At 65.8% G+C, this 5,549-nt stretch carries 5 protein-coding genes and 1 pseudogene; 2 read left to right on the top strand and 4 right to left on the bottom strand.

Annotated elements, in window-relative coordinates:
- Window positions 1-42: 42 nt before the first annotated feature.
- Window positions 43-519, top strand: a pseudogene (locus QO207_RS31070) (ATP-binding cassette domain-containing protein); the annotation flags it as partial.
- Between the two features lie 300 nt (window positions 520-819).
- Here the strand turns inward: QO207_RS31070 and fhuF are convergent.
- From fhuF to QO207_RS31050, 4 genes are all read right to left on the bottom strand, one after another.
- A complete protein-coding gene (gene fhuF, locus QO207_RS31065) occupies window positions 820-1,575 on the bottom strand; it encodes a siderophore-iron reductase FhuF (protein WP_301536085.1) in 756 nt (251 codons plus the stop codon).
- Window positions 1,576-1,606: 31 nt separating this feature from the next.
- Entirely contained in the window at window positions 1,607-2,593 is a 987-nt protein-coding gene (locus QO207_RS31060) for a GNAT family N-acetyltransferase (RefSeq protein ID WP_301536084.1), read from the bottom strand.
- Window positions 2,594-2,692: 99 nt separating this feature from the next.
- Window positions 2,693-4,027 carry a lysine N(6)-hydroxylase/L-ornithine N(5)-oxygenase family protein gene (locus tag QO207_RS31055; RefSeq protein ID WP_301536083.1) on the bottom strand — a complete coding sequence of 445 codons (1,335 nt, stop codon included), beginning with the start codon at window positions 4,025-4,027 and terminating at the stop codon, window positions 2,693-2,695.
- A 431-nt stretch (window positions 4,028-4,458) separates the two neighbouring features.
- Complete coding sequence (locus tag QO207_RS31050; protein ID WP_301536082.1) at window positions 4,459-4,953, bottom strand: sigma-70 family RNA polymerase sigma factor; 495 nt, start codon at window positions 4,951-4,953, stop codon at window positions 4,459-4,461.
- Window positions 4,954-5,091: 138 nt separating this feature from the next.
- Between QO207_RS31050 and QO207_RS31045 the strand changes: the two genes are divergently transcribed.
- Window positions 5,092-5,549 (top strand): DUF4880 domain-containing protein (locus QO207_RS31045; RefSeq protein ID WP_301536081.1); only part of this gene is annotated, 458 nt, incomplete at its 3' end.

Genomic DNA, 5,549 nt, shown 5'->3' with positions numbered 1-5,549 from the left:
CGTCACCGGCAATGTTGGTGATGTCACCGGACAGGTTGCTCCTTCGGCCGCTACCCCTGGCACGGCGCGCTGGGCCGCGTCACCGCCGAGGACCGCCAGCAGATCGACCGCGCGCTGGACCTCACCGACACCCTCGCCTTCGCCGATCGCCCGGTGGACCTGCTCTCCGGCGGCGAACGCCAGCGCGTCTGGCTGGCCATGCTACTGGCGCAGAACAGCCGCTACCTGCTGCTGGACGAACCGACTTCGGCGCTGGACATCGCCCACCAGGTGGAAGTGCTCTCCCGCGTCCACGAACTCAGCCGCGAACTGGGCCTGGGCGTGCTGGTGGTGCTGCACGACATCAACATGGCGGCGCGCTACTGCGACCACCTGATCGCCCTGCACGGCGGCCGCCTGCTGGCTCAGGGCACGCCGGCGGAGCTGATGCGCGGGGAAACCCTGGAGGATATCTACGGGATTCCCATGGGTGTGCTGAACAACCCCGTGGATGGGTCGCCGATCAGCTATCTGCGCTGAGCTCCTATAGGGGCAAACCGCCTCCGTTCCCAGCGAGCACATTTGTAGGATGGGTGGAGCTTGCGATACCCATGCTGCTGCGGGTGCACGGGTATTGATGGGTATCGCTGCGCTCCACGCCATCCTACGTCCGTGCACCACCGTGATTCCGCTGCCATGCGGTTCGCGAGCAAGCTCGCTCCTACCGGTGGGATTACGTTGGTGTTTGCCAGCGACTGCACATTTCGCAGCGGGCCCGGGTCCGGCGGCTCTTTGTAGGAGCGAGCTTGCTCGCGAACAGAGGCTGCGCAGGCGCAGGACTCAAAGGTCGCTTGGCTCCGGCGGCGGCTCGTCGATCAGTGGACAGTTGTCGCAATGGCCGATGGTGCCCAGCCGATAACGGATGCAGCAGGTCCGCCGTTGCCGCCACAGGCCGTTGGCGCGCTGTTCGCAGGGCACCTCGACATACTGGATCGGCTGGTACAGCGGATTACGCGTGCCGTCCGGGCGGCGCTCGGTCTCCAGCATCTCGCGGCCGTGGCCGAGCAGCGGGGCCAGCGGCGGCAGCTTGGCCATCTCGCCGATGAACCATTCGAAGTAGTTGCCGGCGTTGCTCCAGAGCACCCTGGGTGACAGGCGCACCTCGGCGGCGAAGGTGTGGATGAAGGGTTGCAGGTGGTCTTCCAGCAGATGGGCGAAGCGCTGGAAGGCATCGCCCGGCGGCGCGGTAAAAGGTCCGCCCTCCCCTGGCAATTTGAACGCTTCGGGGATGCCCTGGGCATCCAGCACCACTTCCACGTCATCGAACGCCAGCGGCAGCGTGCGACCCAGCACCAGCGCGGCAGCGGCTACCGGCGGAATGAGGCGCACCAGGTACCACTTGGACCACTGCGAAGCCAGCGCGCGGCGGTCGCCATCGGCGTGGGGCGGGTCGAAGCGGCGCAGCACGCTGTCGAGCATCTCCCGCTGCAACAGCGCACGCGCGGGGATCGAAGGTCGGGGATCGTCACGGGTCACCAGCACCTCGCGGTAGCTGGCGAACTCGCCGAAATACAAAGGTGCGAGGGCTGCAATCACCGGCCGCCCTCAGGCACATGACGAATCGCTGTCAGCACAGGCCGCAACGCTCGAAGAAGGTTTCCCGGCTCTGCACCATCAGCGCGGCGCGCTTGTGCGGGAAGTTGAATTCCTTCTCGCGCCAGAAGCCCAGGCGTTGCATGTGGCCAATCATCTTCGCGTTGTCGGCGCGCGGCTCGGCGACGATGCGCTGGGTGCGCGGGTCGTCCAGCAGCAGGTAGTGCACCAGGGCGGTCATCCAGCTTTCCACCTTGTGCGGGCCGCGATGGCTTTCCTCGCCGACCAGCATGTGGATGCCGCGGTCGTAGTCGCCCACTTCATAGAACGGTGCGATGCGGTCTTCCTTGGCCCAGTAGGCTTCGTAGTAGGCGAAGGGTTCGTCGTCGATGCAGCCGATCAGGGTGGTGGTGTGCGGATCGGCGGCGGCTTTTTCCAGGTAGGCGCGGTGCTGCTCCAGGGTGCCGCCTTCCTGCCAGAACTCCAGCACGCGCGGGCTGTTCTGCCAGCAGCTGAAGCGTTCCAGGTCCAGCTCGATGTCCAGGGTGCGCAGGGAAATCCACTGGCCCAGCCTGGCGTCGAAGCGGCGATAGACCTCGCCCTGGGGCTTGGGCGCGCGCAACGGATGGCGGCGGCCGCCGCTCATGCGGTAGACCTGCGGGTAGTTGGCGCTGGCCGCGCCCTTGTGCCAGGCGGCAGGCAGTTGCCAGAAGGCGGCACGCTCGATCTGCAAACGCCCGCCAACCTCATCGAGGCTGACCAGGCCCTGCTCGAACGCTTGCACCGGGACATTGGCCGCCGCGAACTGCACGCGCTCGCTCTGCGCATCGCCGGCGAAGGTCCAGTAGGCCAGCGCCCACAGCCCTTCCACGGTCGGCACGGTACTCAGTTGCCAGCACTCGCCTTCGCGTTGCGCGGTGAACAGCGGCTGGCCATCCAGCAGCAGGGTCAGGCCATGGGTACCGAGGTCGGCGGAGAGCATGCGGCCATCGGGCAGCGGCAGGGAGAAACTGGGCGTCATGGTGGGTTCCCTTTTCGTGAATGCAACGACCCCGCTCGTATGACGAGCAGGGTCGGCAGGAATTTAGTCGGCGCGGAAATCAGCTCCGGCCGATGGGGGTCACGCGCTTTCCGCGGTCAGGGGGCGCGTCGGCTTCTGCGCGGTTTCGTGGGGCGGCAGGTGCTCGAACATCGACGCCGCGATTTCCTGGGCACGCATCGGCAACACCGACAGCAGCGTGTCGCTCAGGCCGTGGCTGTCCTGGGTGAAGCCCTGCAGATAGATGCCGGCGTGCAGGCGCTTGTCGGCCAGCACGCGGTAGTCACGGCCGACCTCGAAGTCGCCGAGATAATCCTGCAGCGGAGCGAGCAATTCGCGGTGCGACTTGCGCTCGTAGCCGGTGGCGAGGATCACCGCGTCGTAGCGATGGGTTTCCACCGCACCGGTGGCGCTGTCGCGCAGGGTCAGTTCGATACCGTCGGCGTCGGCCTTGGCGGCTTCGACGTTACGCCGGCAGAGGAAGGCGTGGCGATCCACGCCGGCCACTTTCTGCCGGTAGAAGATGCCGTAGATGCGCTCGATCAGGTCCAGGTCCACCACCGAGTAGTTGGTGTTGTGGAATTCCTGGATCAGCTTCTCGCGCTCGGCCTTGGGTTCGTTGAACACCAGGTCGGTGTAGCGCGGGGCGAAGATCTCGTTGACGAAGGGACTGTCGTCGGCCGGCTTGAGCACCGCCGCGCGCAGGACCATGTCGACCTGCACCGAGGGATAGCTGTCGTTGAGGTCGATGAAGGCTTCGGCCGCACTCTGGCCGCCACCGATCACCGCGATGCGCATCGGCTCGTTCTGGTTGCAGCGCTGTTTGGCCATGCATTCCAGGTAGCGGGCGTGGTGGAAGACGCGCGGATCGTCACGCAGATGGCTGAAGGCCGAGGGGAAGCGCGGCGTGCCGCCGGTGCTGACCACCACGCTGCGCGCCAGGCGGAAGCGCTCGTGGCCACGGGCGTCGGTGGACAGCACCTTGACCAGTTCGATGCCGTCCGGGCCCTGAACCGGCTCGACACGGCTGACCGTCTCGCCGCAGACGCGCTGCTCGGCAAACTGCTCGCTGACCCAGCGCAGGTAGTCGTTGTACTCCATGCGGCACGGGTAGAAGGTGCCCAGGTTGGTGAAATCGATCAGCCGGCCCATGGCGTGCAGGTAGTTGACGAAGCTGTACGGGCTGGTGGGGTTGCGCAGGGTCACCAGGTCCTTGAGGAAGGAAATCTGCAGCTCGCTCTGCGCCACCAGGGTGTTGCCGTGCCAGCGGTAGTCGGCCTGCTTGTCGAGGAACAGCGCGTGGTAATGGCGACCCTCGCGTCGCGCCTGCTCCTGCAGGGCGATCGCCAGCGCCAGGTTGGAGGGGCCGAAACCGATGCCGAGCACGTCGTAGGTCGGGGTGATCATCTGGGTCATGGTGCCAATGTCCTGTATCGCGATGGCCGTGGGGCGTGACCACGCGGGAGTCGGCGGCTTACTGCTCTGCCCGGAGCGCCCCGCCATCCGGCGGTCGGCGCTCGCTCCTGCGTGTCGCCCATGATTTGCGCTGTCGATAGCGCGTTATCTGGAGAGACGAGACAGGCCCGGTGAAATTTAGAATGATTCTCACTAAGTCATGAAAATTTCAGAATGACGACCAGTGATCGAGGGCGGGATCTTTCCCAGAAAACCCGCGCGGGCCGCGTGGGACTAAATCCCGCCGCTCGCCATGCGTCTATGTATGTAAATCCAGGGAGCGTAGGAGCGGACTCCGTCCGCGATAGGTCGAGCCCCGCTCAAGGGTCGAACGGAGCGGCGGTGAATCGATCGCGGACGGAGTCCGCTCCTGCGCGGCGTGAAGACTGGCTTCAGTCCTGCCCGCCCCAGGCCTTGAGGCGCAGCCGGCAATGCTTCATCGCATTGACGATGTGCTTCTCCACCATGTCGCGGGAAATGCCCATGGCTTGCGCAATCTCGACGTGGCTGCAGCCCTCGACCTTGCGCAGGACGAAGGCGCGGCGGCAGGCCTCGGGCAACTCGCCGAGGGCGCGCTGGAGCATCTGCAGTTGCTGCTGGTGGCTGGCTTGTTCCTGCGGGCAACGCTCGTCGAGACAGCCTTCGCGGTCGAGGCTGTCGAGTTCTTCGGTGCGGCGCACGCGGCCGCGCCGATGCAGGTCGATGCTCAGGTTCACCGCTGTACGGTAGAGAAACGCCCGCGGTTGTTCGATATGCTCCTCGCCCTTGCGGTCGAGCAGGCGCAGGAAGGTCTCCTGGGTGAGATCGGCAGCCGCCTGGCGATCGCCAAGGGTACGATTCAGGTACAGGACCAGTTCCTTGTAATAACGGATGAACGCGCTTTCCACCCCGTCGGGCATCCTATGAAAAACAGTCGAGGTTGCAGGCGCCTGCTGACAGTCCGAGTCAGGCTTATTTATAATCACTCGCATCAACGCGAAAAGAAAGTGTGATATCGGCCGCAATCGGCCTTACCGAGATCCCTGATGACCACCTCCCCCGCCCCGTTCGACGATGACCGCATCAGCGCCGAAGCTGCGCACTGGTGCGCGCGTCTGCACGATGCCGAGTGCAGCGCTGCCGAGCGCGCCGAATTCGCGCAATGGCTGGCTGCCGATGCGCGCCACGGGGAAGAGTACGAGGCGATGCTGGAAATCTGGCAGCTCTCCGAACTGCTGCCGCCCACTCCGCGCATCGAGCCGAATCTGGTCATCAGCCCGGCCCCGCGTCGCACCCACAGCCAGAACCAGCGCAGCCAACGTCGCCCGCGCAGCGGCAAGCGCATCGCCGCCGTGGCCGCTGGCGTGCTGGTGGCGATTGGCGCCGTGTGGTCTGCGGGCTGGTCCGCCGGATTCCTGCCGTCACGGGTCGGCTACTACGCTGCGCAGCCTGCGCCGCGCATGGTCGAGCTGGCCGATGGCTCGAAAGTCGAGCTGAACAGCAA

Origin of the sequence: Pseudomonas sp. CAN1 (assembly GCF_030462585.1) — a bacterium.
Classification (GTDB): Bacteria; Pseudomonadota; Gammaproteobacteria; order Pseudomonadales; family Pseudomonadaceae; genus Pseudomonas.
The sequence above is the reverse complement of the archived record's forward strand: the minus strand, read 5'-3'. Positions and strand labels throughout refer to the sequence as shown.